26 protein-coding genes are annotated in these 21,035 nt (G+C 62.5%); 13 read left to right on the top strand and 13 right to left on the bottom strand.

Annotation, left to right across the window (positions count from 1 at the left end):
* Nucleotides 1-1,423: 1,423 nt before the first annotated feature.
* Nucleotides 1,424-1,594 (bottom strand): hypothetical protein, encoded by a 171-nt coding sequence (locus SO139_RS04245; protein WP_449377133.1) that lies wholly within the window; start codon nucleotides 1,592-1,594, stop codon nucleotides 1,424-1,426.
* A gap of 276 nt (nucleotides 1,595-1,870) precedes the next feature.
* Between SO139_RS04245 and SO139_RS04240 the strand changes: the two genes are divergently transcribed.
* Together SO139_RS04240 and SO139_RS04235 are read left to right on the top strand one after the other, a co-directional pair.
* On the top strand, nucleotides 1,871-2,059 hold the full coding sequence (locus SO139_RS04240; protein ID WP_498539698.1) for a hypothetical protein: 189 nt from the start codon (nucleotides 1,871-1,873) through the stop codon (nucleotides 2,057-2,059).
* Between the two features lie 186 nt (nucleotides 2,060-2,245).
* Entirely contained in the window at nucleotides 2,246-2,479 is a 234-nt protein-coding gene (locus tag SO139_RS04235) for a DUF6894 family protein (protein ID WP_449377131.1), read from the top strand.
* A 100-nt stretch (nucleotides 2,480-2,579) separates the two neighbouring features.
* On the opposite strand, the gene SO139_RS04230 is transcribed toward SO139_RS04235, so the two are convergent.
* The 3 genes from SO139_RS04230 to SO139_RS04220 all read right to left on the bottom strand — a co-directional run bounded on the left by SO139_RS04230 (nucleotide 2,580) and on the right by SO139_RS04220 (nucleotide 3,628).
* Nucleotides 2,580-2,933 (bottom strand): hypothetical protein, encoded by a 354-nt coding sequence (locus tag SO139_RS04230; protein ID WP_449377130.1) that lies wholly within the window; start codon nucleotides 2,931-2,933, stop codon nucleotides 2,580-2,582.
* Between the two features lie 94 nt (nucleotides 2,934-3,027).
* Nucleotides 3,028-3,258 carry a hypothetical protein gene (locus tag SO139_RS04225; protein WP_027526271.1) on the bottom strand — a complete coding sequence of 77 codons (231 nt, stop codon included), beginning with the start codon at nucleotides 3,256-3,258 and terminating at the stop codon, nucleotides 3,028-3,030.
* 79 nt (nucleotides 3,259-3,337) lie between these two features.
* Nucleotides 3,338-3,628, bottom strand: a complete 291-nt coding sequence (locus SO139_RS04220; protein WP_449377129.1) for a lysozyme inhibitor LprI family protein — start codon at nucleotides 3,626-3,628, stop codon at nucleotides 3,338-3,340.
* Between the two features lie 349 nt (nucleotides 3,629-3,977).
* Here SO139_RS04220 and SO139_RS04215 point away from each other — a divergent pair, with 349 nt between their 5' ends.
* Complete coding sequence (locus tag SO139_RS04215; RefSeq protein WP_449377128.1) at nucleotides 3,978-4,442, top strand: PaaI family thioesterase; 465 nt, start codon at nucleotides 3,978-3,980, stop codon at nucleotides 4,440-4,442.
* A 149-nt stretch (nucleotides 4,443-4,591) separates the two neighbouring features.
* Here SO139_RS04215 and SO139_RS04210 read toward each other — a convergent pair whose 3' ends face one another.
* Nucleotides 4,592-4,885, bottom strand: coding sequence for an HdeA/HdeB family chaperone (locus tag SO139_RS04210; RefSeq protein ID WP_449377127.1), 294 nt, complete (start codon nucleotides 4,883-4,885; stop codon nucleotides 4,592-4,594).
* A 199-nt stretch (nucleotides 4,886-5,084) separates the two neighbouring features.
* Between SO139_RS04210 and SO139_RS04205 the strand changes: the two genes are divergently transcribed.
* Complete coding sequence (locus tag SO139_RS04205; protein ID WP_449377126.1) at nucleotides 5,085-5,327, top strand: PilZ domain-containing protein; 243 nt, start codon at nucleotides 5,085-5,087, stop codon at nucleotides 5,325-5,327.
* 51 nt (nucleotides 5,328-5,378) lie between these two features.
* Here the strand turns inward: SO139_RS04205 and SO139_RS04200 are convergent, their stop codons facing one another.
* Both SO139_RS04200 and SO139_RS04195 read right to left on the bottom strand, forming a co-directional pair.
* Nucleotides 5,379-7,364: a pyrroloquinoline quinone-dependent dehydrogenase gene (locus SO139_RS04200; protein WP_498539748.1), complete on the bottom strand. Its 1,986-nt coding sequence runs from the start codon at nucleotides 7,362-7,364 to the stop codon at nucleotides 5,379-5,381.
* A 57-nt stretch (nucleotides 7,365-7,421) separates the two neighbouring features.
* Nucleotides 7,422-7,652, bottom strand: coding sequence for a hypothetical protein (locus tag SO139_RS04195; protein WP_449377125.1), 231 nt, complete (start codon nucleotides 7,650-7,652; stop codon nucleotides 7,422-7,424).
* Between the two features lie 156 nt (nucleotides 7,653-7,808).
* Here SO139_RS04195 and SO139_RS04190 point away from each other — a divergent pair, with 156 nt between their 5' ends.
* The 4 genes from SO139_RS04190 (at nucleotide 7,809) to SO139_RS04175 (ending at nucleotide 11,754) form a co-directional block, all read left to right on the top strand.
* Entirely contained in the window at nucleotides 7,809-8,213 is a 405-nt protein-coding gene (locus SO139_RS04190) for a hypothetical protein (RefSeq protein ID WP_449377124.1), read from the top strand.
* A 139-nt stretch (nucleotides 8,214-8,352) separates the two neighbouring features.
* Nucleotides 8,353-8,679, top strand: a complete 327-nt coding sequence (locus tag SO139_RS04185) for a hypothetical protein (protein WP_449377123.1) — start codon at nucleotides 8,353-8,355, stop codon at nucleotides 8,677-8,679.
* Nucleotides 8,680-8,966: 287 nt separating this feature from the next.
* On the top strand, nucleotides 8,967-10,406 hold the full coding sequence (gene ccoG / locus SO139_RS04180; protein ID WP_449377122.1) for a cytochrome c oxidase accessory protein CcoG: 1,440 nt from the start codon (nucleotides 8,967-8,969) through the stop codon (nucleotides 10,404-10,406).
* 157 nt (nucleotides 10,407-10,563) lie between these two features.
* Nucleotides 10,564-11,754, top strand: coding sequence for a GNAT family N-acetyltransferase (locus SO139_RS04175; RefSeq protein WP_449377121.1), 1,191 nt, complete (start codon nucleotides 10,564-10,566; stop codon nucleotides 11,752-11,754).
* A gap of 5 nt (nucleotides 11,755-11,759) precedes the next feature.
* Here SO139_RS04175 and SO139_RS04170 read toward each other — a convergent pair whose 3' ends face one another.
* The 3 genes from SO139_RS04170 to SO139_RS04160 all read right to left on the bottom strand — a co-directional run bounded on the left by SO139_RS04170 (nucleotide 11,760) and on the right by SO139_RS04160 (nucleotide 15,008).
* Nucleotides 11,760-12,440: a DsbA family oxidoreductase gene (locus SO139_RS04170; RefSeq protein WP_449377120.1), complete on the bottom strand. Its 681-nt coding sequence runs from the start codon at nucleotides 12,438-12,440 to the stop codon at nucleotides 11,760-11,762.
* Nucleotides 12,441-12,509: 69 nt separating this feature from the next.
* Nucleotides 12,510-13,331, bottom strand: coding sequence for a helix-turn-helix domain-containing protein (locus tag SO139_RS04165; protein ID WP_449377119.1), 822 nt, complete (start codon nucleotides 13,329-13,331; stop codon nucleotides 12,510-12,512).
* Between the two features lie 192 nt (nucleotides 13,332-13,523).
* Nucleotides 13,524-15,008 (bottom strand): porin, encoded by a 1,485-nt coding sequence (locus SO139_RS04160; RefSeq protein ID WP_449377118.1) that lies wholly within the window; start codon nucleotides 15,006-15,008, stop codon nucleotides 13,524-13,526.
* A gap of 555 nt (nucleotides 15,009-15,563) precedes the next feature.
* Here SO139_RS04160 and SO139_RS04155 point away from each other — a divergent pair.
* Complete coding sequence (locus tag SO139_RS04155) at nucleotides 15,564-16,043, top strand: MarR family winged helix-turn-helix transcriptional regulator (RefSeq protein WP_449377117.1); 480 nt, start codon at nucleotides 15,564-15,566, stop codon at nucleotides 16,041-16,043.
* A 91-nt stretch (nucleotides 16,044-16,134) separates the two neighbouring features.
* On the opposite strand, the gene SO139_RS04150 is transcribed toward SO139_RS04155, so the two are convergent.
* Nucleotides 16,135-17,184, bottom strand: a complete 1,050-nt coding sequence (locus SO139_RS04150) for an alpha/beta hydrolase family protein (RefSeq protein ID WP_449377116.1) — start codon at nucleotides 17,182-17,184, stop codon at nucleotides 16,135-16,137.
* 553 nt (nucleotides 17,185-17,737) lie between these two features.
* Here SO139_RS04150 and SO139_RS04145 point away from each other — a divergent pair.
* The 3 genes from SO139_RS04145 (at nucleotide 17,738) to SO139_RS04135 (ending at nucleotide 19,141) form a co-directional block, all read left to right on the top strand.
* Nucleotides 17,738-17,968, top strand: a complete 231-nt coding sequence (locus tag SO139_RS04145) for a hypothetical protein (RefSeq protein ID WP_449377115.1) — start codon at nucleotides 17,738-17,740, stop codon at nucleotides 17,966-17,968.
* Nucleotides 17,969-18,002: 34 nt separating this feature from the next.
* Nucleotides 18,003-18,401 (top strand): hypothetical protein, encoded by a 399-nt coding sequence (locus SO139_RS04140; protein ID WP_449377114.1) that lies wholly within the window; start codon nucleotides 18,003-18,005, stop codon nucleotides 18,399-18,401.
* A 122-nt stretch (nucleotides 18,402-18,523) separates the two neighbouring features.
* A complete protein-coding gene (locus SO139_RS04135; RefSeq protein WP_498539697.1) occupies nucleotides 18,524-19,141 on the top strand; it encodes a class I SAM-dependent methyltransferase in 618 nt (205 codons plus the stop codon).
* Here the strand turns inward: SO139_RS04135 and SO139_RS04130 are convergent.
* Nucleotides 19,138-19,692: an SET domain-containing protein gene (locus SO139_RS04130; protein WP_449377112.1), complete on the bottom strand. Its 555-nt coding sequence runs from the start codon at nucleotides 19,690-19,692 to the stop codon at nucleotides 19,138-19,140. The two genes, SO139_RS04135 and SO139_RS04130, sit on opposite strands and share 4 nt — an antisense overlap.
* Before the next feature lie 149 nt (nucleotides 19,693-19,841).
* Here SO139_RS04130 and SO139_RS04125 point away from each other — a divergent pair, with 149 nt between their 5' ends.
* Nucleotides 19,842-20,444: a hypothetical protein gene (locus tag SO139_RS04125; protein WP_474802693.1), complete on the top strand. Its 603-nt coding sequence runs from the start codon at nucleotides 19,842-19,844 to the stop codon at nucleotides 20,442-20,444.
* Here SO139_RS04125 and SO139_RS04120 read toward each other — a convergent pair.
* Nucleotides 20,441-21,025, bottom strand: coding sequence for a DUF6321 domain-containing protein (locus SO139_RS04120; RefSeq protein WP_449377110.1), 585 nt, complete (start codon nucleotides 21,023-21,025; stop codon nucleotides 20,441-20,443). The genes SO139_RS04125 and SO139_RS04120 overlap by 4 nt on opposite strands.
* Nucleotides 21,026-21,035 lie beyond the last annotated feature (10 nt).

The following is a 21,035-nucleotide window of genomic DNA, read 5'->3' as shown; positions in this document are numbered from 1 at the left end:
CGGTTTCGGGGTCTCACCAGAATCCATGAAAACAACCCCATGCAAAGTAGCCAGCCCCTTCTGATTCCGGTTGTCGTCGAGGTTGATTTTGACAACGTCCGGAACCGCTTGTGATCAGGGGACGCGCCTTAGGTCATCTTCAAGATTGCCGCTATTGCCTGACTCATGCTCCCAAGGCCGGGACTGAAGCGGCTGGCAAAGGGCACGGCCGCCGCAATATCGCCAACGGTCACCCGCGGCCTTCCTCATCGTCGCCGTCCGCGGTTTTGGCCCATGAGGCGAGCAACGCCGCTTCCTCTCCCCGCGCGTACCGGCCTACAGCACGGCCAACAGAATGAGCCCCACAACCAGCACAACAAACCCCGTCGCCGTCGCAGCGGCGAATGATCGCTCTACGTTATCCATATGCCACCCCTGATCGGCGGGCCACGTTCCCCCATGGCATCGCCGAGCAACGCTGAGTCTCCTCAATTGCTGTGTCGTAATTTCTGCGAGTGGGTGTCGGAATTGGGACGGGATTCGTCCTCGAGATGGCGACACGACCTATCCGCAATCTGGCCTTGAACCGCCAATCGCCCGCTCCCGCCTGTAAGCTCCCTGTAAGCTGCGCGGGGTAACCTTGCTTGGCTACGGTGTTGCAGCCCAGCACCTCAGCCTCCAATAACCTTCTGCCCCGCCCGGCTCTCCCTGGCGGGGCTTTTTTTTCTGTCGCGCAATTCCCGGGATTTGCGCGTAGCCGCAGCGAAAAGGAATCGATCGCAGGGGCGGCGGGGAGGACGACCGGCAGGATCGCGGCGCAGGAGATCAGCCAGGAGGCGAGCCAATGAGGCGCCTTTGCCTTTCGACCCGCAACGAGGCGAAGCAAGGCACGTGCCGCGGCTTCATCTCACCGCGCGACGCGACCCAGGTGCCAGCGGCGGTCCGGCGGCGGATGATTCGCCGCCGCAGCCAGGCGGCTGGTTTGATAGTCCCTCAAAGCGCCAGAAGGTGATCACGCTCGTCTCGCCGCACCGCTCGCAAGTGAGCGTCTCCTCGCCGAGGCTATAGCGCCCGCGCCTGAAGACCGTAGGCGATGCCGGCTGCCTGCAATGCGGACAGACCAGAGAAAAATTTCGCGCACCCCAGCGCAACACGAGATTACGAAGCCAGCCCACGCTATCCTCTTTTACGAGGTCCAGTTTCTTAGAAGGTCAAGTTAGCAACTACCATATAATGAAACCTGGCGTTGCCATGTGCGAACAAACATTGCAAGGTCGTATCGGGATCTGTCCTCACTCGTGTCGGTTTTCCCCGGACCGCGCGGCCTGTCGCAAGGCAGCCGCAACGCGTTGCGCATTCGCCCAACACGTCGTTCGCGGACATGTCGGGCACGGAACCCGTGGTTCTCCGGCCATGAACAAAGTTCCTGCCCGGGAGCACCCCATCAACTCGGATAGTTGCTCCGGCCGCCCTCCCGGTCGTGCATCTGAAGGATGCGGACGAAATCGGCCATGCTCGAACGGTCGTCGCCCTCGCTTGCGTGCAGGTTGTACCCGCTTGTCTCGGGCCGGCCGCGCTGCCAGACCCGCCTGAGGAGCTCGACGATCAGCTTCATGGAATCCGAAGGTGCCGGGTTTGAGCCGAATGGCTCTGGATGAATTTCCTTGCCGAGCCAATGCGCGGTCAGCCGACTGGTTCCTTTCAGCACCGGTGAAATTTGCGCTGCACCATATGTGGAAAGCGGCCTTCACGCGTCTTCGTTTGTTTCGCACCACAGAGGTCAAGGATTTCGTTGCATTATCCACGACTTAGCGGCAAAATTTGACGGACGGCGGAATATTATGACGTCCAACCTGTTACGTTAACCATGGGTGAATCGTGGAGGTCGGCCATGAATCACAGGGGCATCGAGTTCACCGTGGCCAAGACGGCGATACAAGGCGTCTGGCAGTGGCAATTCCGCATCGGTGAGACGATCAAGAGCGGCAAGACCGAGACCAAGATCGATCTCCTTGCCATTCGTCGCGTGCAACTGCGTATCGACCGGGAACTGAAGGCCATCGATCGCAAGACCGCCTGAGCCGGTCGCGAGAACTGTCAGCAAGACTGGGCCGCGCCCCTTTGGGGGCGCCCCCCTGCACATTGCCCGCACGGCTTTGCTGCTCATGACTCCCGTAAAGTTCCGGAGTTGATCTGCCTGCGGTTTGGGATTGCACTGCGCGCCTCGTGGCCTCGGGGCTCGGCCATTACGCGATCGGTGCCAGCCATGCCGCTCTATTTTTTCCGGATCCGGAACGGGCGCTATTCGGGCTCATCGGAGCAGGCCAGCGAATTTCCCGATCGCGATGCAGCTTGGAAGGAAATGACCCATGTCTGCGCCGATATGGCCGCCGGCATCGCCCGCAAACTGCAGGAGAACTCCGAATGGCACATGGAGCTCCTGGACGAGACCAAGCAACCGGTTTTCCGGATTCGTATCGTCGCGGAATCCTTCGATTAGACTACACCAAATCGCGATGAGATTAGGATGGATCGTCATCGCGCTTTAGGCTGTTGTTTGAGCATGATCTTTTCGGAAAACCGCTCAACACTTTTCCGGATCATGCTCTAGCCGTGTCCGGCCGGCCCTCCGGTTTCCCGGCCGTTCCCCTGGCCGCCTCACGCTGGCGCTTCCGCCGCAGATCCCTGGCACGAACGAAGCGCGCCCCGACGCGCTCGCCATTGCGCCACGTCAGGATGCAGATTCGGATCACCTCGCCGCCGGTCGTGAACGACAGGCCGAACACTTTCGGCACCGGCAGCGCACCGACATCGATCGATACGCCGTCGTCGGAGACCTCGACGATCGTGCATTCAATCCATGGCGCATCGGGTGCCGGAATCAGAAATCCGGGCCTGTAGAGATCAACCCGCACATGTCTGCGGGCGCCGAGATCTTTGCGGTGCCGGGCCATCGCTCTCCCCTGGAAGTGGGAGATCCTAAATGGCAAAGCTTTGAACGGGGTTTCCGAAAAAGACTAAAACTTGCGGCAAGCCGGGCCACTCGCTTTAGTCGGCGCTGGGCAGGCGGCGCATCGTGAACTCGATGTCGCCGCCAGGCAGTTCGCGCCAGCTTTCGACCTCACTCATATACCCGGCCTTGGGATAGCGGGCGAAGAAGGCCTGCGCCTTCGCCCTCGCCGCCTCGCGCGGCAATGTGAAGGTCTCTCGCAAATAGCCGTCGCCCGCCTTGCGCCGGCGCGCCATCCGGTCGGCAAGATCCCGCGGACGAAACACCATGCCGCTACTCCTTCAGCCCTACGCCCCCCTCGAATATAGGAGATCGGGGAACGAAGAGGAGTCCGGCCGACCGGGGCGGTCAGTTGGCGGTCGGAGCGGTCTTGGTCTTCTTGGCCGCAGCAGAGGTCTTTGGCGCGGCGGCCTTGGGGGCATCGGCGCGCATCCCACCCCAGGGATCGTTGGCGGCCTTGGCGTCCGGAATCTTCCTCAGCGTCTCCTTGTAACGCTGGTCGCGCTCGGCATCGACCGCCTTCTCTTCGTCGGTCTTGCTCGGCGTATCCTGCATCATATTGATGTGGGGCATCGCATTCTGCGCGTAGGCCGGCCCGGCGAGCACCGCTAGCAGCGCCGCCATACGGAAAACCTTCATCACGTCACTCCATTGATCATCGATGGTCGAACCGGCGCGTCGTCGGCCGTAACGCAGCATGCCGCGCGAACCGCTAGAAACGGTCCGATTTGCAGGATTTTGGCGATTGCAGCCAATCGTCCCAGATCGGGCCGCACTTGGTGCACCCGCCTAGCGCCAGGCCGACCAGGCCCAAGCAAAATACCAAGACAAACCGCCGCAACATCGTCCACCCTGTTCCCAAGCGCGGCATCATAGGGGGCGAAGTCGGGCATTTTCAAGCCAAGGCAGAAGCCCCCGAACGAGGTGACTTTGCCGTGCCATAGCGGGCACAATGGCCGAAACATCGGGCAACAAGGGGAACGGAATCATGCCAGCGCAGCCAACGACCGAATTCGGCATCGAGGAGGCCAGGCGCGTGCTGGGCGACGTGTTCGCGCCATGGGTCCAGGATCTCGGCCTGTCGGTCGAGCGCATCGACCATGAGCCGCCACCGAACGATTCGGATTGGCAGCCAGGCGCGGTGCTGCGCATGGCCTTCTCCGAGCGGCTTTGCCGCAGCGGCGGCGTGGTCTGCGGCCAGGCCCTGATGGCGCTCGCCGACACCTCCATGGTGATCGCCATCCTCGCCGCCAATCGCGGCTACCGTCCGATGACGACCGTCGACCAGACCACGCACTTCATGCGCGCGGTCTCATCGTCGGACGTCCTGGCGGATGCGAAGGTGGTGCGGCTCGGACGCACCATGAGCTTCGGTCGCGTCACGCTCTTGTCCGCCACCGACAACAAGCCGGTGGCGATGGTCTCGAGCGCGTTCGCGATGCTGCCGGGCTAAGCGCGATGGGATTGGGATGAATCCTCACCGCGCTTCAGGTTATTGTTTGAGCATAATCTCCGCGCAAACGCGTTCCGCGTTTTGTCGCGAGGGAAAACCGCTTCGCACTTTGCGCTAACGCGGCTCTTCGGCTCCGGATCGTGCTTTAATTACTTGCCCAGCACTTCGTCGGCCGCGGTGACGATGCTGACCGTCGGGTTGTTGCCGCAATAGGTGCCGAACTTCTTGGCATTGTCGACGAACACGTCTGTGTCGATGATCGCGTTGTCCTCGTCGCCCTTATACCAGCCGTCCATCCAGGTCAGGACGAGCTTGATGGTGTCGTCGCCGCTCTCGAGGAATTGCTTGCAGCTCATGGTCGACAGATCGAGCTTGGTGGCATGGGCGGGTGCCGATGACAGCGCGACGGCGGCAGCGAACAAAATCGAAATCGTGGTCTTCATCAATATCTCCATTGGCGAGTGTCGCCACAATTGATCGGCCTCCTTGCGAGGCTGTGGGCAGCGCGTGCACAACACACGCGCCCGCCGCGCATTGTCGTAAACGAAGTATGAAGCGCCCGGCAAGTACGACGTACATTGAATTTAGTTCGATGTAATTTCTATGCCGTAATTTACGCTCTCTCAGTTTGGATTAACGGATATGATTGAGAAGCGTGCAGCGCAGCGGCATCGGGTTTTCAAGGGTGCGACGATCACCTTTGAATGCCGCGGCGTTGCGTGCACGGTGCGGAATTTGTCGAGCGGAGGCGCTGCAATCGACCTCGACGGCCGCATTTTGCTGCCGCCGTCGTTTACCCTGTCGATCTCCAGCGATCAGTTCGTGCGCAAGTGCCGCACCGTGTGGCGCAACGACAAACGCCTCGGTCTCACCTTCGAACAGTAACGCGCGAGGCTGTGAACCGCGGTTCGCAAAACCCGTCTTTCGCGCCTGGGACTAGACCGTCCTGCGGCGACTCATGCGCCAGCGAAAGCCGGCGATGACGAGCGCGATCATCACGAGCACCAGCACGACGACCGCGGCCCAGAACCGGCCCCCGGGACGATCGAGCGTGCGCGACACCAGCGAGGGCGACTCCCCTTGCCGCGCCAGGCGGAACGCGACCACGCTGTCGCCGATCGACGTGCCGCCTTCCGAATGGCCGCCGGCGCCGATCGCGACATATTGCTCGCCCTTCCAGAGATAGGTCATGGGATTGGCAACGCCGGGCACGGGCAGCCGGCCCTGCCACAGCTCGCGTCCGCTCCTTGCATCGAAGGCGCGCAAGTATGCGTCCATCGCGCCGGTGAAGACGAGACCGCCCGCAGTGATCGCAACGCCGTTGACGAGCGGCGTGCCCCACGCAAACGGCAGGCCGAGTGGCGCGAGATCCTCGGTGGTGCCGACGGTGGTGCGCCAGAGGATCTTGCCGGCCTTGAGGTCGACGGCGACCATCTCGCCCCATGGCGGCTTGACGCAGATCAGCCCCATTGGCGACATCACAACCGACCGCGACATCGCAAACGGCGCGCCCTGCTGCTGACCGAAATCATGGCCAGGCGGCGGATTGAAGCCGGTCGCGTCCGCGCGCGGGATCAGCTTGATGAGATGCGCAACCCGGCTGGTGTTGGCATAGAGGATCTGGTTGACGGGATCGAATGCCGCGCTGCCCCAGTTCACGCCGCCGCCGGTGAAGGGAAACTCCAGCGTGCCCTGTGTCGAGGGCGGCGTGAACAGGCCTTCGTTGCGCGCCGCCGCGAACTGCCCTTTGCAGGCAGAGCCCATGCCGGGGATCAGCGAGAAGGTATCGTCGGCCGAAATGGTCTGCTGCGTCAGCGCCGGGACATGGGTCGGAAACGGCTGCGTCGGCAAGAGTTTTTCGCCTTCGGCCGCGCTTTGCGGAACGCTGCGCTCCTCGACCGGCCATACCGGCTTGCCGCTATCGCGGTCGAGCACGAAGACGAAGCCGTGCTTGGTCGGCTGGATCACGACGTCGCGCTGACCCGCGCCGGTGTCGATGCGCGCGAGCGTTGGCTGCGCCGGCAGATCGTAATCCCAGAGATCGTGATGCACGGTCTGGAACGACCATGCGAGCTCGCCGGTCTCGACGCGCAGGGCGACCACCGAATTGGCATGCTCATTGTTGCCGGGGCGCTTGCCGCCCCAGAAATCCGGTGACGGCGAGGAGGTCGGCAGCACCACCAGTCCGCGCGCATCGTCCACCGACATCGGCGCCCAGACATTGGCGTGACCGGCCTCGATGCCGTCATGCTTCAGAGGCTCAAAGCTCCAACGCGGCTGGCCGCTGCGTGCGTCGAACGCGCGCACCGTGCCCGCCGGCGCATTGACGCGCCGGTTGTCGCCGATCGCAGAGCCAACCACGACGACGCCGTGGCCGACCGCTGGCGGCGAGGTGATCTGGAATTCGCCAGGCCATTCCAGCTTCATGCCGACGTCGATCCTGACCTCGCCCTTGTCGCCGAAACCGGCACAGGGAATTCCGGTCCTCGCATCGAGTGCGATCAGTCGCACATCGTTGGTGCCCATGAAGATGCGGGCGCGGCAGGCGGCGTTCGCCGGCGCCTGCTCGTCCACCCAATAGGTGACGCCGCGGCAGACGAAGCGGTTTGCGGGGCGATAATCGGTGCTGATCTTCGGATCGTAGCGCCACTTCTCGGCGCCCGTGCCGGGATCGAGCGCGATCACCTCGTTGAAGGGCGAGCAGAAGATCAGGCTGTCCTCGACGAACAAGGGCGTCGCCTCGAACTTCGTCCGCTTCATCACCTCGCTCGGACGTGTCACGAGATCGCCGGTGTGATATTCGAAGGCGCGAACGAGATTGCCGACATTGTCAGGCGTGATCTCTTTCAGCGCTGAATATTTTTGACCGCCGGCGTCGCCGCCCCAAAACTCCCAGCCGGAGGCCGGACCCAGCCCAAGCATCAGGACCGTGAACGGGCCGGCCAGATGACGCAGGCGGATCATGCGGTTTGCCCGGCGCTATTTCGGCTTCTTGGCGGGCTCGGTCGGACGCGCCCCACCCCACGGGTCGTATTTCTCCTTGGGATCGGGAATGCGCTCCAGCGCAGCCTTGTAGGCCTTCTCGTCGACCTCGGGAGCCTTCTTCTCGGTCTTGGGACCGTCATTGCCGTGGCGCCGGCCGCCCATCTGGGCCTGCGCAGGCGCGGCAACGAATGCGAGCGCGGTCACCGCGACGACAAGAATCCTCATGCGTCAATCCCTCCCATCTGGCGTCTCAGCGTAGCCTGCATTGCCTTATTGGCAAATCCCAGTCAGTTCTTCGGCCCGCTCAGCAATTGTTGATCGAGGGGGACTTCGATCGGCCGTCTTCATACCCATCTTTCGGGGCGCAGGGGATCTTCTCGGATGTTACGGTTTGTTGCTCATGCGGCATTGCTCGCCGGCGCGCTTGCGCTCGGCGCGTGCGGCTTTGCCGACAGCCGCGCGCCGGTGCCCGAGTTCATGCGCATGAGGGATGCCGAGCAGCCGCCTCCCGAACCGCCACCCGACGTCAGGAAAATCGTTCGCGAGCAGCTCGACGTCGTCTTCATGGCGGCGTCATATCCGCGCGAGGTGCAGGTCGCCCCACCCCATCACGAGGTTCGCGGGCTAGGCTGGACGTCCTGCGTCCGCGCGCAGCTCACGTCGGCGACCGGCACCGGGCTAGGTAGCCAGACCTATGTCGTGACCATCAGCGGCGGCAGGGTCGTCGACCGCCGGCGCGCCGAGGTTGACGACATCTGCGGGTCCGAAACCTACGAGCCGATCTAGGGAACGGTTCGTCTTCCGCGCGAAGAGATCATGTTCCCTGGAAATCAGTCGTGTTCCGGGAAAAACGCGCAAAAGCAACCGGAACGAATGCGCGCGCCCATTCTTGTCACCCCGAGGGCAGTTGCCACGGAGAGGACTGATGAGGACAACGATGATTGCGCTGCTGGCAGGCGTCGGCGCCCTGGCCGCGACGGGAGCCGCGAAGGCTGCCGACATCTACACGACCAGCGAATACACCAATCCCGATCTCGTGCAGCAGGTGCGCCTCGTCTGTGACGATACCGGTCGCTGCTATCGCACCCACGGCGGCGCGCGGGTGATCATCCGCGATCGCGATTCCTACAACTATATGCCGCGCGATCGCTATTACGAGCGTCGCACCTATCGCGACTACGACAGACCGCGTGCGGGCGTCGATATTCGCGCGCCCGGCGTCAGCGTAGGTGTCGGCGAGGATCGCTACTAGTTCCAATACATGAAATCGGAAAGGACCGGACGACGCCGTCGTCCGGTCCTTTTTCGTTTTTGCGTCATTGGTTGATGATGGCGCCGGTCAGGCCTTGCCCTGCGCCACCCGCTCCCAGCACCTCGGCAGGATGCGCGCATTGACTTTGGTCAAGACCCGGCGCGACGACCGGACGATATATTACAGCCTCGCGAGCCCTGAGGTCCGGTCCGTGCTGGAGGCGCTGTACCGCCCGTTCTGCGCTCCAGCATGGGGATCGCTGCCCGCGCGACGACGAGGAGCGCATCATGACCGACGACACCCTCATCGAAGGGCCGCTCTACGAGAGGCGCAGAAAGGTCTATCCGCAGTCGGTTCACGGCAGGTTCCGCCGCATCAAATGGATAATTCTCTGCGTCACGCTCGGCATCTACTACCTGCTCCCGTTCGTGCGCTGGCACCGCGGCCCCGGCCTGCCCAGCCAGGCGGTGCTCGTCGACCTGCCTCATCGCCGCTTCTACTTCTTCTTCATCGAGCTGTGGCCGCAGGAGGTTTACTACTTCACGGGCCTGTTGATCATCGCAGCCATGGCGCTGTTCCTGATGAACGCGGTGGCGGGACGCCTCTGGTGCGGCTATCTGTGCCCGCAGACCGTGTGGACCGACCTGTTCTACGCCATCGAGCGCTGGGTCGAGGGCGACCGGCGCGAGCGCATGCAGGGCGACAAGCGCTACTGGACGTTCGATCACATCCGCAAAGTGGCGCTCAAGCACTTCCTCTGGATCATGATCGCCTGGTGGACCGGCGGCGCCTGGGTGCTTTATTTCGCCGATGCGCCGACGCTGGTGAAAGATCTCGCCACCTTCCAGGCGCCCTTCATCGCCTATCTCTGGATCGGCATTCTCACCGCCACCACGTACGTGTTCGCCGGCCACGCCCGCGAGCAGACCTGCATCTACATGTGCCCGTGGCCGCGGATCCAGGCGGCGCTGACCGACGAATGGGCGCTCAACGTCACCTATCGCCGCGACCGCGGCGAGCCGCGCATGTCGGTGAAGAAGGCTGAAGCCGCGCGCGCTCTCGGCGATGTCGCCGGCGACTGCGTCGATTGCCACCAATGCATCAATGTGTGTCCGACCGGCGTCGACATCCGCAACGGCATCCAGCTCGGCTGCATCCAGTGCGGCCTGTGCATCGACGCCTGCGACAACATCATGAAGGAGATCGGCCGTCCCACCGGGCTGATCGGCTATGATACCGACATCAACATGGAGCGCCGGCACGAAGGCAAGGCACCGATCTATCGCATCGTCCGGCCGCGCACGCTGACCTATGCGGCGGCGATCGCCATCGTCGGCGGCATCATGCTCTATACGCTCGCAACGCGCGGCACGATGGACGTCAACGTGCTGCACGAGCGCAATCCCCTGTTCGTGCAGCTCTCGGACGGCGGGATTCGCAACGACTATACGGTCCGCCTGCTCAACAAGGGCCCGGCGCGATCATTTACGGTTGACGTCTCCGGCCTGCCGGGGGCGGCGATCCGGATCATCGGCATTGACGCGAAGTTGGATGGCAAGCCCGTCGTCGAGGTCGGACAGGACCAGACCCGCGAAGTCAGGATGTCGGTGCAGGTCGATCCCGCCCACCTGCCGCGGGCGGAGGTGGAGATCGAGATCACGATCACGGACAAGGCCAGCGGCGAAAGCGCAAGCGCACGCGACCATTTTGTGCCGGCCGACCAGTGACCATCCGGCGGTCTTGCCTCCGGATGGTCAACGGGACGTTAACGCTACCGCTCGAATTGACGGCTTGCGCCAACGGTATCTTCCAATCTTTGCGCTAAGCATGAGCTGACGCGGTTCGGGTTTCGGCCCGGCCGGCGTGAACGGGGAACGACTAGACGTGGTCGATATCGCGCATCGAGCTGCGATCAAGGGCGCATCGGCAAGCGATGCCACGGCTCCGCGTGCCCGCAACCTCTCCGACACCGTACCGCTCGTCCCCGTTGCGTCAGTTGATTTGGCTCAATGGCAGGCGCTCAGCGCGCAGGCGATCGAACCGAACGGCTATTACCTGCCGCCCTGGACGCTCGCCGTCAGCGCGACGGCCCGCGGCCGCACCGGCGCAATGGCGCTGTGCGCGCTCAACGCATCGGCACACCTGATCGGGCTGATGCCGGTCGTCTCGCTATGGCGCGCCTGGAAAATCCCCCTGCCCGCGCTGGTGAGCGCGCATCCCTACGGCACGCTCTGCAGCCCGCTGCTTGATCGTGACACCGCGAGCGAAGCCGCAGCGCGCCTGCTCGATCAGGCACGCGATGCCGGCGCCCACGCGTTGATCCTGCGCGACGTCGCGCTCGATGGCGCGGCGATGAGATCACTAACTGCAATCTTGACCCGCGACGGTTTGAAGCCGCGCGTGCTGAGCTCGTATATGCGCGCCAGTCTCGATGCGACCCAGGATGGCGATACGCTGCTGCGCGAAGCGCTTGGGGCCAAGAAGCTCAAGGAGCTTCGGCGCCAGCAGCACCGGCTGGAAGAGCATGGTCCGGTCATGTTCGACGTCTCGCGCACGCCTGACGCTGTGAAAGCAGCGCTCGAAACGTTCTTGCAGCTCGAGGCGAGCGGCTGGAAAGCCAGGCGCGGCACCGCGCTGATCCAGCACCCAGGCGATGCCACGTTCATTCGACGCGCCGCGCTCGCGCTCGCCGAAACCGGTCAATGCGAGGTCATCAGCCTGCGCGCTGGAAGAGCGCCGGTTGCCGCCGGCATCGTGCTGCGCCATCAGGATCGCGCCTTCTTCTTCAAGCTCGGCATCGACGAGCGCTTTGCGAAATATTCGCCGGGTGTACAGCTCACGCTCGAGCTGACCCGCCACCTCTGCGCCGATCCTGCGGTCGCGAGCGCCGATTCCACCGCCAGCGCCGATCACCCCATGATCAATCCGATCTGGCGCAGCCGCTTTGCCATTGGCGATATGCTGATTCCGTTGTGGAGGAACGATCCGGTGGTGGCGCTGATCCACGCGACGCTCGTCGCGCGCAATGCCGCGCTGGACACCGCGCGGCAAACGCTTCGGCTGCTCCGCAAGTAGAGTACCTACTCCGCCGCCTGCGCGTTGATCTCCTCCGACACCTGGCGGATGGCGCGGGCGAGCAGGTTCGGGTCCTGCGCGCCAGAGACGGCGTATTTCTGCGCGAAGACATAGGTCGGCACGCCAGAGATGCCCTTCTCGGCGGCGTCCTGCGCCTGGGCCGAGATCAGGGCGACGTCCTCGTCGGTGGCAAGCCGCCGTCGCACGTCGTCACCATTGAGCCCGACATCGGCCGCCGCCTGCACGAGCACGTTCACATCGGTGAGATCGCCGCCGTCACGGAAATAGAGCTCCATCAACCGCTGCTTCATCTCGGGTGCCTTGCCGGAAGCTTCCGCCCAGTGGATCAGGCGGTGGCAGTCGATGGTGTTGGGCTGGCGCTGCACGAGATCAGGCCGATAGGTCAGCCCCTCCTCGCCCGCGGCCGCGACGACCCGACCGGCGATTCCCTTATAGGCCTCGACCGAGCCGAACTTCTTGGTCAGATAGGCCTCGCGGCTGATGCCCTCGCGCGGCACCCAGGGATTGAGGAAGAACGGCCGGAAGTTGAGCTCGACCGGCACGTCCGGCACCAGCGCGAGCGCATTCTCGATTCGGCGCTTGCCGATATAGCACCAGGGGCACACCACGTCGGAGACGATGTCGATCTGAAGCGGCTTGAGCGTGCTCGTATTGGGTGAGCTCATGGCAATCTCCTTCGGGCGGACCTTTGGTTCCGCCGGAAGATAAGCCGAACGAGCCCCCAGGCAAGGGCGCTAGCCCATCTTTGCCGCCATCTGCTTCAGCCGCTCCGCCGTGCGCTCATCCGCCGGAAAGAACGTCTCCAGCGCCAATTCCGACAGCGTGATGTCGACGGGCGTGCCGAACACCATGGTGGTAGAAAAGAAACTTAGTATCTCGCCCTCATGCCGCAGCTTGAAGGGAATCGCGACATTGTCGTGCGAGAGCGGCGCCGAGCGCGCGGGAATCGGATAGCTCTTCAGATCATTGTAGAGCTTGATCAATTCAGGATCGGCGGTCGCCTCGCATTGCCGGTGCAGCCGCTCGAGCAGATGCCCGCACCATTCGGCGAGATTAACGGTGCGCGGCGCCAGCGCCTCGGGATGGAAGGCGAGTCGCAGCACGTTGAAGGGCTGGCCGAGCAGCCGCTGCGGGATGCCATCGAGCAGCGGTGCCACCATGCGATTCGCGGAGACCAGATTCCAGTGCCGGTCATAGGCGAGTGCCGGGTTGGGCTCATGCGCTTTGAGAACGAGGTCGATCGCCTGGCGGGCTGACTTCAAGGCCGGATCCTCCAGCGCACGCTGCGGAAAGGCCGGCGCGTACCCGGCCGAAACCAGGAGCACGTTGCGTTCGCGCAAGGGAACATCGAGCCGCTCGGCAAGCTTCAACACCATCTCGCGCGAGGGCGTGGCGCGGCCGGTCTCGACGAAGCTCAAATGGCGCGCCGAGATCTCCGCTTCGCCCGCGAGATCGAGCTGGCTCATGCGGCGGCGCTGCCGCCATTCGCGCAAGTGATCGCCAATATGGACGGGCTGGGCGCTCTCGGCTCGCGCCGCTGCTGCATGTGCGTTCATGGTCAAAAACGTAGCATGCGGATTTCGGCCCTTCCATTACCTCCGGGGTAATCGAATTTCGCGAGCACATCCCTGGGTCAGACCGCCGTTCGGACCGCTACCTGATTTGCAAGGGCTCACCTGGCGCTTTGTCCAAAAGAAAAACCCCGGCGGTTGCCCGCCGGGGTTCTCTGATCGGTCGAGAGATCGATCTTAGAAGTTGCGCTGGGCGCGGAGGAGCATGCTGACCGAGTTCTGGTCCTTCAGCTCATACACGGCTGCCGGCTTGGCAGCGGAAGTGATGCCCGGGCTGTTGATCGCGCCGGTATACTTCTGGTCCAGATGCGTCCAGTTCACGTCCGCGGTGAACGCCAGGTTCTTGACCGGGGTCCACACGGTGTTGACACCGATAACCGCGAAGTTGAAGTCCGGATTACAGGTCGAACCGGCCACGGCGATCGCAGCGAAGTTGGTGCAGATCAGGGCCTTGCCCGTATCGCCGTACCTCAGCTGGCCATAGCCACCGTAGATGCCGCTCGCCCAGGTCGGGCTCCAGTTGTGGGTGTAGCCACCGCGGAAGCCCCAGGTCTTGACGGTATCGATGCCGGTGCCGGTGCCGAAGACGCCATCAGCAATGCCAGCGAAACCAGTGCTCTGGTAGGCGCCGGCCAGGCCGGTGCCGCTGAACATGAAGAAGCTCTGCGGGAACAGGCTCTGGAAGTTGTAGCGGCTCGCACCATCCGTGTAGACGGCCTGCAGGTTGATGCTGTCGCCGGGTCCGGTCGGGATGTTCTTGATCGACAAGGCACCCTGAACCGCCCAGCCCCACTTGTCAGCCGGGTGACCGGAGACTTCCGTGGTGCCGTAGTAAGCGGAATGGATGTCATGCGCGGCAACCGAGATCTGGGCCAGACCCCAGGCCTGGTCGACACGGATCGCACCGACGATGTCGGGAGAACGCGTGCCACCCCAATCGTTGGCACCGTAGACGCCCGTCACGAACTGAGCGGCGGTACCCGACGAGACGTTCCAGAGGTTCGACTGGCCACCTGCCGCCGTCGTCATATCCTGCAAGGCCACCGAGCCGGTGATGCCCTGACCGAAGTCAGCCGTATAGGCAACCTGGTTCACGCCGGTGACGTTGTTGCTGCCGCCCGGAATGGTATCGGGACCGCCAGCCGGATAGCTCTGCCACGGAGTGTCGAAGATCGAGACCGTGCGGCCGAAGGTGAAGCCGGCGAACTGGATGAACGCATGGTAGAGGCCGAGCGAAGCGGAACCGTCAAAGGTCCCTTGCGCCGACGGGTTGCTGCCGGTCACGGCATTGCTCGTCCAGGTGAAGACCATGTCCGCGTAGGTGCGCACAACGCCGTACTCGGTCGCCGTGCGGGTATCGACGGTGAGGTCCATACGAGCGCGGCTGAACCAGTAGTTGGTCAGACGGTTGTTCGAACCCTGGTTCGCGCCCTGCTGGAAGGAATAGTCGCCCGCGCCAACCGACGTGTCGGCACGAACATAGCCGCCGAACTTGATGCAGGTGTCGGTGCCCGGCATGTAGTAGAAGCCTGCGCCGTACAGCGAGCAGATCTTCACGTATTCGACCGCCTTGGCCTTCACGGGAAGATCGGCTGCCTGTGCTCCGCCAACGGCGATCAGAGCCGCCGCCGAGCCGAGCATAAGGCTCTTCGTCAATTTCATTTGCTTACCTCCAAGTTGGTGTTGGGCGACTTGGACGCGATCCAAAGACGCGACCTCCGGCCCCTCAATTCCCCAAGTCCGCATCCAGGTTCCGGCTGCGGAAACGACTTTGAGGTGCCCCCCTCCGTCGCTAAATTCGATATAGTTTAACAAAACAATCATCTCAATTGATTGTTTTCATCAAGCGATCGTTCGCCGCGACCTGTTGTATGAGCGCAACACCACCGAATCTGTCGGGTTCTTGGGCAATTTCAGCGGGAAAAGGCAACAAAAAACCCTCGGGGGGCATCCCGAGGGTTTCCTTGGAGGTTTAGCGAGTGGTGTATCAGAACCCTTCGTTGAAAGAGTTCGAACTGCTCCTAAACACTCAAGATGATTATTTTAATCAATTGATATTTGCAAGCCTGTTTTTGAGCCGATGCTTGCTGTCATGTGGTGGCAAAAATTGAGCAGATTGCCTCCGTGGATAACGAATATCTGAGAACAAAATCATTAGAGATAACCGTAGAGTAGCCGAAAGGCCCCTGGTGCCTTCAACCTCGCCGGAACTCAAAAATGATCGAGAAAAACCTCGACCGAGCAATCAACGATTTCATTTGGAATGTGGTCGAGATCCACTCTCAATTGGAGGAAATCCATAAGAGCTGGGCCGAACTCCTCGGCATCACGGAACCGCAATGGCTGATTTTGATGGCCATCGAAGAGTTGGATGAGGGACAGGGCGTCGCAGGAATCGAGGTCGCGAACAAGTTGCGGATTCATCCGGCATTCGTCACCAACCAGACGAAGAGTCTCGAGAAGGACGGACTCCTGTCGCGGGCACCTCGTGCGGACGACGCACGTTATGTGTTGATGTCTCTTACCGCCAAGGCAAAAGCTGAAATTGCAAAGCTCGCCAAGAGGAAGCTGGCTCTAAACTCGACAATGTTCAACGAGTTCGACGAGAAATCCTTGGCGGACCTGAACGCCGCGCTGACGAGGATTGCGAAGAATGCGCGGTTGGCGTCGCGATTGCTGGCCATAGATATCTCGTGATCATGGGATCAACGCATTGACCAGCTTTGGAGGGCCAGCTTTGGAGCTGCAGAGCAGGCAGCCTTTCGATGAGCGGCTGCTGCAGGTTAGTTTATTGACTCAAGCTACCGCGTGACCGGAGCTTCTCCCCGAGCCAGTCGAGAACGACGTCGTCCTTTGCAACGAAATTTTCAACCTCGGTGGAGGCTTGAGATATTGCAACGGAACAGTCCAATCCAGCGAGCTTGCAGTCGGCCTGCAGTTCAAGAGCGTTCTGCTGGTCGAACAGCGCTCGGCCGCCGGCAACGATCAAGACCGGGCACCGCATTCGGCGGACCAACTCGAGACTTGACGCTCGCGTGCGATCGCAGGCCGGATCCCAAATTCCCGTCATCCAGCCCACGCTCGCTCGATGTCGGAGCGAGGCCCAAAGGCCGCCGTCGCACACGGCGGCCACTATCCTGCGGTCGCATACGGCGATGCGCGCCGCATAGCCGGCGGCCATTCTCTCGCCGCTGACAGCAATTCGGCCGGCATCAACATCCGCTCGGCATTCCAAATGATTCAGCCAACTCGCCAAGAAGGCTTCGGGCTTAAACAGACGATGTTTTGAAGCATCGTCTCCGCTCACAACGAGAACCGACATATTGCGATCGTTGACTGCAGGCAATAGCCGGCTCGCAATCGATTCGGCCGAAGACTCCTCGTCGCTAATGAAAATGACCGCAGGTGCGGGTCGTTCGCGGCGCGCCGCCGGCAGAAAATACCCCGCAAGAAGCACTCGCTCGAAAAACTCGATCTCTACTCGTTGCACCCGATCAGGCGCACAAGATTCGAGGCTTCTGAAACTCCCCTCGATCCTGTCCGCAAGTACGACACCCGATGAATTCTCCGGACAAGCCAGTTGTCTCGCCACTTCAAACGCAGTCAGGGCGCAAAGCCAGAATTCACTGGCCGTATCCGGCAGGTTGTCCTTGACTGCGAGTTCGGCCGATGCGCGATACTGATCACCAACCGTCATCCAATGTAGAAGCCAATGCTCCTTCTCCTTGGAATCGGAAGTCGAAAATTCCTCGAGAAACGCAGCGGCACGATTTCGTACGCATACGAGGTCATCGCTCGTGTCGCTCAAGGATGCCTGCAGCCGCCAATCGCCGTCCATGCTTCCCCGCGGTGTTCGTTCGACCGCTCTCTCAACGCCCTCTGTCTCATGTTCGCGACCACTCGCCCGCACGAGACATCAGCAATTTCCGCGCCATTATCATGATTGTTTGAGCCGGTCGGATTCTGAGTCAGCATCCGCCAAGTTCTTTTTTGGCTCCGCAGCAAGCATCGCCTTAAATTTATGTCACGAGCAATTCAATTAGATTATGCCGCAATAAGATAAATAGATCGCCGATATCCGTAGAATCGCGGGAATCGCGCAAGAACAGACGCCGTAGCCGGCGAGGACGCAGGCGTAGGCATCGCGCCTCCGGACGCGTAAGTCGCCGGCGGCATGGCAAACGACGATAGGCGCCCTCACCCTCATCGCCATGCCCTCAAGCTAGTAATCTTAAGCGCGAACGCATCCCAATTAGCCTGAGGCGACGAACCACGTCCTGCGCGACAATGTCGCACATAGAGAACTGTCCAGAACAGGCGTCCTTCTTACCCCCGAGGTAATCGAATTGGGCAGGGCCATGGCTCATCTTCTCCAGCAGCAGGAGATGACCATGATCGCGCTGCTTCTCTACCGGACCGTTGCCGACACCCTGCTGCCCTGGGCGGTGAAGTTTGCCACCCGCCTGCTCGCGCGCAGCCTCAACATGCCAGAACCGCTGGTGCACTCGACCGGCGACTTCGTCATCGCACAGGTGCTGGCCTTCGAGCACAGCGTCGGAAAAAGCCTCTGCCCGTTCCGCCTCGCACGCATCATTCGCGCCTTCTGGCGCGGCCTGCGCTGATCTTCACCCCGAAGCCCATAGAAGGAGAACGACCATGATCCATGCATCCAGCTTCCTGCGCCGTGCCCTCTTCGCTGACGCAATCTTCAGCGGCATCTCAGCAGTCGGCCTGACCTTCGACGCGAGCGCCGTCGCCTCGCTCTTCAATCTGCCCGAGGCACTGCTGCGGGAAACCGGCCTGTTCCTGATCGTCTATGCCGCGTTTGTCGGATGGCTCGCTTCGCGCAGCTCAGTGCCGAAAGCCCTCGTCACCCTCGTCGTGGTCGGCAACGCCGCCTGGACGGCTGCGAGCATCGCGCTGCTGTTCTCCGGCGCGGTGTCACCGAACCTCGCCGGCGAACTCATGGTCGTGGCCCAGGCGATCGCGACCGGCGTGTTCGCGGAGTTGCAGTATGTTGGACTGCGCAAGAGTGGCAGCGCGGTCGTGGCCTGACCTCGCTCAAGCTAGTCATTCCGGGCTAGCGCGTCAGCGCCAGACCCGGAATGTCGTGATCCGCATTGCTTCGCTTCGCCCGCGATGCCAACAATCGCTTGGATTCGAGGGATGGCGTATAAATGTCAGAGCCAGTCAGCGGCACGGAAGGCTATGCGCAGGAGACATCTGAACTCTTCGCGCGATATGAGACCATCCCGCCTGCCGATGTGCATCGCGCGGTGCTGCATTTCCTACCCAAGACCCCGTCTCGGGTGGCCGATATCGGCTCCGGCAGCGGACGCGATGCGGCCTGGTTTGCCGAAATGGGCCATCGCGTCGTCGCTGTCGAACCGACTGATGCATTGCGGGTAGGTGCCATTGCGCGGCACTCCCGGCCTGCCATCGAATGGGTGAACGACAGCCTGCCCGATCTCTCGGACTTGCGGAGTCGCAACGAGACCTTCGACCTGGTCATGCTCACCGCGGTCTGGATGCATCTCGACGAAAACCAGCGCGGGCGCGCCATGCCGAACGTTGCGTCCCTGACTGCGACCGGCGGCCTCGTCATCATGAAGCTGCGCCACGGCCCGATACCGCCGGGGCGGCGAATGTTTGAGGTATCTCCTGAGGAGACGATCGAGCTCGCAGGACCTTACGGTCTGCGCTCGGTGCTCAACGTGCGATCGGATTCGGTCCAAGCGGCGAACCGGAGCGCAGGCGTCCGTTGGAGTACGATTGCGCTCGCGAAGGCGCCTTAGGCCCGCGCGCGCCCGTTGGCCTTGCCGTTGGCGTGCTTGCCGTTGAGCTTCTTCTTTTTCGCGCCCGCCTTCTGTGCCTTGCGCTCGGCGCGCGCCTTCACCTTGGCCCGTTCGGCCCGCGCCTCGGCGCGGAGCTTCTTGCGCTTCTTCTCGCAGGAGGCGCACTTGCAGCCGATCGGCTTGAGATAGGCTTTGAAATAGTCGGTGCCGTAGTCGTAGTTGATCTCGTCGCCAGCCTCGATGTTCTTGATGGCGCGGATGAAGACCTTGCGCTTGCGCGGGCGCACGTCGGATTCTGCGTTCGGCCGGCACGAATGGTTGATGTACCGGGCGACGTTCTTGCGCACCGAGCCATCGATGGTCCAGCGGTTGTTGAGCTCGAACAGGTATTTGTTCTCGATGTCGTCATGCTCAGGAATCCGCGAGTCCAGGATCGGTCCGAAATAACGGATGATCCGGGTACCCTTCTTGATCGGTTTGGTGGCGAAGAGGCCAAGTCCGGTCTTGGAGCGGCCGACGCGATAGGGTTTGTTCGACAAGATGGCTGGCATGATCGAAATAAGTGACAACGCGGGACGAGGCGAAGGCGCTCTTCTAGAACGATTCCGCGGCCATGTCAGGTGTCTCGAGGCCCGGTTTGAACCTTCCCCACAATGAACACGTCTGAATGAGGTGAGTTCCGCGGCATGAGGGCTTCGTCATGAAGCATGTCACACTTGGCTGCCTGATTGCGCTGCTCGCCAGCGTCGCGCTTGATCAGGCCGGCGCCCAATCCTTCGGCAGTACCTACACCTCGACCGCGCCCAAGGATTGCCGGCAGATCGGCAAGCCAAGCGCGCTTGACGGCAGCACGACGCGGGTCTGCCCTGGCAAGGCCGGGCTCGTGGTGCTGATCGCCGAGGACGATCTGCGCGAAGTCGTGTCGATCGGCCTCAACCGCGCACTTGCCGCCAAAGAGCCGGCGGCGCAGGTGTGGTTCCAGCCGTTCAACTCCACCGAACACACGGTAGAATGGCGCGCCGAGGGCACAAAACCATTCGCCATCATCCAGCGCTGGCGCATCGCCGACGGCACCGATCTCAACAAGGAAGGACGGCCGAACACCAAGGCGATGCTCGCGGTGACGCGGCTGCCGCCGGGGCCGGTCTGCCATGTCGCCTGTGTCGACGTGAAGGCCAATGCGAACGCCAACGAGCTGGCGCGCCAGGCGGCCGACCAATATGCGCGCGACTTCACCTGCGGCAAGGACGAGGTGAAGGTGATCGGCACCAGCGGCCGCGCGATCGAACTCGCGCGGCGCTAAGCCTTCTTCGCGCGGCGATAGCGAGCCAGCAGGCGCTCGCCCTTGGCCGCGATGCGCCGTGCTGCCGCGACGGTTTCTGGCACTGGCTCGCCCCAGGCATGGGCCGAGAGCGCGTGCCGGGTCGGATGGCCCTTGGCATCCACAAGCGGCGGCAGCTTCTTGCGGCCGTAGAAGCGTACGGCCCAGCTTCCCTTGCGCCGCATGTCCTGCGGCGTCATCTCCGCTTCCGGCTTGTTGACGCCGGGCCGCAAATGCGCGCCTTCCTTGCCTGCGAAGGCCTTGCGGCCCGCGGCCGTCAAACCGCCGCGCGGATCCTTCTCGCGTTCGGCTGAAGCGCGCTTGCGCGTCGTGTGCTTACGCGTCTTTTTGGCCGATGTCTTCGAGGACCTGGGAGACTTCTTCTTGGAGGTCTTCTTTGCTGCCATGCGCATGTTGTCCACGAGGTTGGGATAACGGCGGCCGGCGCGCCGGGCACGGGCCTTCGCCGCCGATTCTTGCGTGGGCGTAAGGTGCTTCGCCGCCTTGCCCGCGCGTTTGCGCGGGTTGGCGCGTTTCCAGGGAGCCCGCGATGTTCTCGTCATGGCGCGTCAA

This window comes from Bradyrhizobium sp. UFLA05-89, from assembly GCF_059803475.1.
This window is presented reverse-complemented; position numbering and strand designations above follow the sequence as displayed.

Coding starts and splice junctions, on each gene's coding strand:
- SO139_RS04245 (WP_449377133.1), bottom strand. CDS start 1,594: ATGAAGCTGATCGTCGAGCTCCTCAGGCGGGTCTGGCAGCGCGGCCGG.
- SO139_RS04240 (WP_498539698.1), top strand. CDS start 1,871: ATGAATCACAGGGGCATCGAGTTCACCGTGGCCAAGACGGCGATACAA.
- SO139_RS04235 (WP_449377131.1), top strand. CDS start 2,246: ATGCCGCTCTATTTTTTCCGGATCCGGAACGGGCGCTATTCGGGCTCA.
- SO139_RS04230 (WP_449377130.1), bottom strand. CDS start 2,933: ATGGCCCGGCACCGCAAAGATCTCGGCGCCCGCAGACATGTGCGGGTT.
- SO139_RS04225 (WP_027526271.1), bottom strand. CDS start 3,258: ATGGTGTTTCGTCCGCGGGATCTTGCCGACCGGATGGCGCGCCGGCGC.
- SO139_RS04220 (WP_449377129.1), bottom strand. CDS start 3,628: ATGAAGGTTTTCCGTATGGCGGCGCTGCTAGCGGTGCTCGCCGGGCCG.
- SO139_RS04215 (WP_449377128.1), top strand. CDS start 3,978: ATGCCAGCGCAGCCAACGACCGAATTCGGCATCGAGGAGGCCAGGCGC.
- SO139_RS04210 (WP_449377127.1), bottom strand. CDS start 4,885: ATGAAGACCACGATTTCGATTTTGTTCGCTGCCGCCGTCGCGCTGTCA.
- SO139_RS04205 (WP_449377126.1), top strand. CDS start 5,085: ATGATTGAGAAGCGTGCAGCGCAGCGGCATCGGGTTTTCAAGGGTGCG.
- SO139_RS04200 (WP_498539748.1), bottom strand. CDS start 7,364: ATGCTTGGGCTGGGTCCGGCCTCCGGCTGGGAGTTTTGGGGCGGCGAC.
- SO139_RS04195 (WP_449377125.1), bottom strand. CDS start 7,652: ATGAGGATTCTTGTCGTCGCGGTGACCGCGCTCGCATTCGTTGCCGCG.
- SO139_RS04190 (WP_449377124.1), top strand. CDS start 7,809: ATGTTACGGTTTGTTGCTCATGCGGCATTGCTCGCCGGCGCGCTTGCG.
- SO139_RS04185 (WP_449377123.1), top strand. CDS start 8,353: ATGAGGACAACGATGATTGCGCTGCTGGCAGGCGTCGGCGCCCTGGCC.
- ccoG (WP_449377122.1), top strand. CDS start 8,967: ATGACCGACGACACCCTCATCGAAGGGCCGCTCTACGAGAGGCGCAGA.
- SO139_RS04170 (WP_449377120.1), bottom strand. CDS start 12,440: ATGAGCTCACCCAATACGAGCACGCTCAAGCCGCTTCAGATCGACATC.
- SO139_RS04165 (WP_449377119.1), bottom strand. CDS start 13,331: ATGAACGCACATGCAGCAGCGGCGCGAGCCGAGAGCGCCCAGCCCGTC.
- SO139_RS04160 (WP_449377118.1), bottom strand. CDS start 15,008: ATGAAATTGACGAAGAGCCTTATGCTCGGCTCGGCGGCGGCTCTGATC.
- SO139_RS04155 (WP_449377117.1), top strand. CDS start 15,564: ATGATCGAGAAAAACCTCGACCGAGCAATCAACGATTTCATTTGGAAT.
- SO139_RS04150 (WP_449377116.1), bottom strand. CDS start 17,184: ATGGACGGCGATTGGCGGCTGCAGGCATCCTTGAGCGACACGAGCGAT.
- SO139_RS04145 (WP_449377115.1), top strand. CDS start 17,738: ATGATCGCGCTGCTTCTCTACCGGACCGTTGCCGACACCCTGCTGCCC.
- SO139_RS04140 (WP_449377114.1), top strand. CDS start 18,003: ATGATCCATGCATCCAGCTTCCTGCGCCGTGCCCTCTTCGCTGACGCA.
- SO139_RS04135 (WP_498539697.1), top strand. CDS start 18,524: ATGTCAGAGCCAGTCAGCGGCACGGAAGGCTATGCGCAGGAGACATCT.
- SO139_RS04130 (WP_449377112.1), bottom strand. CDS start 19,692: ATGCCAGCCATCTTGTCGAACAAACCCTATCGCGTCGGCCGCTCCAAG.
- SO139_RS04125 (WP_474802693.1), top strand. CDS start 19,842: ATGAAGCATGTCACACTTGGCTGCCTGATTGCGCTGCTCGCCAGCGTC.
- SO139_RS04120 (WP_449377110.1), bottom strand. CDS start 21,025: ATGACGAGAACATCGCGGGCTCCCTGGAAACGCGCCAACCCGCGCAAA.